1 protein-coding gene and 1 pseudogene are annotated in these 1,114 nt (G+C 61.2%); both read left to right on the plus strand.

The window, feature by feature from the left end:
• Window positions 1-322, plus strand: a pseudogene (locus JQK88_RS35420) (IS21 family transposase); the annotation flags it as partial.
• The gene (gene istB / locus JQK88_RS35425) at window positions 300-1,067 is read left to right on the plus strand and encodes an IS21-like element helper ATPase IstB (protein WP_203281222.1); all 768 of its coding nucleotides are present in this window, start codon (window positions 300-302) and stop codon (window positions 1,065-1,067) included. The pseudogene JQK88_RS35420 and the gene istB, both read left to right, overlap by 23 nt.
• The last annotated feature ends 47 nt before the right edge of the window (window positions 1,068-1,114 follow it).

The following is a 1,114-nucleotide window of genomic DNA, read 5'->3' on the forward strand; positions in this document are numbered from 1 at the left end:
GCACGTACGCGCGACTGTCGAGCGGCTGTTTGAGCTGGCGCTGCAACAGGTTGAAGAAGCCCCACAGCCGGTATCGCAGCTCACCCAGGATCATCCACTGATCCGCGCCCCCGCCGAATATGGCGACCTCTTCAGCCGTGCTGTGCGACACGATGCCGGCAACAATGGCCGGCAGGCCGAGGCGCACAACGACCGCGCGCCTGCAATCCGCGCTCGTGGCGCCTGCGCAACCCCGACCAGCTTCGGCGCCACGAGCGCTGCCGCTGCGCCTTCTCACCTCAAACTGGAAATCCAACCCCATGATGACAATGCCGGAAATTGAACGTTGCCTGCGACAGTTGCGCCTGTCGGGCGTCCGCGACACGCTGCAGACGCGCGTGCTGCAGGCGCAGGGCGCAAACCAATCCTTCCTCGAGACCTTCTCTTTGATCTTGCAGGACAAACTGGATCGTCGCCAGTCCCGCCTTGTCGAGCGGCGATACCAGCAATCCGGGCTCGATGAAAAACTGACGCTCGCCGAGTTCGACTGGTCCTTCAATCCCAAATTGCCGCGCCAAACCTGTTTCCAGCTCCACACCCTGGCGTTTATCGCCGCTGGCGAGAACGCGTTGCTCGTCGGCAAGCCGGGTACTGGGAAATCCCACATCGCCAAGGCGATCGCCTATCAGGCAGTCATGCAAAGCCATAAGGTCCAGTATCTCGAGACCGATGACTTCTTCCACCGACACGCTCTGAACGCCCCTGCGCAACGCGAGGCGCGGATGCGAACAATCATCGACTGCGATCTCCTCGTGCTCGACGATCTGTTCCTCGCACGCACCATCCCCGACGACGCCGGCGCGTGGCTGCAGACCCTGATCCACCAACGATACAAATTGCGCCGCAGCGTCATCGTCACCTCCAATCGGGTGGTGCAGGACTGGGGGACGTACCTGCGAGACAACACCATGAGCACGACGATCCTCGATCGCCTTATGCATCATTGCCATCTGCTTGAGTTCGATGGACGCAGCTATCGCCTCAAAGAGGCCGCCGAAGCCCTTGCCCGGGAAACAAAGTCAAACTAACAATCCGCTCCTGTCCTGCCTTGCGGGTGGAGGAGTTTGACTGACCC

It is taken from the genome of Mesorhizobium caraganae, assembly GCF_016836705.1.
Taxonomy (GTDB): Bacteria; Pseudomonadota; Alphaproteobacteria; order Rhizobiales; family Rhizobiaceae; genus Mesorhizobium; species Mesorhizobium caraganae.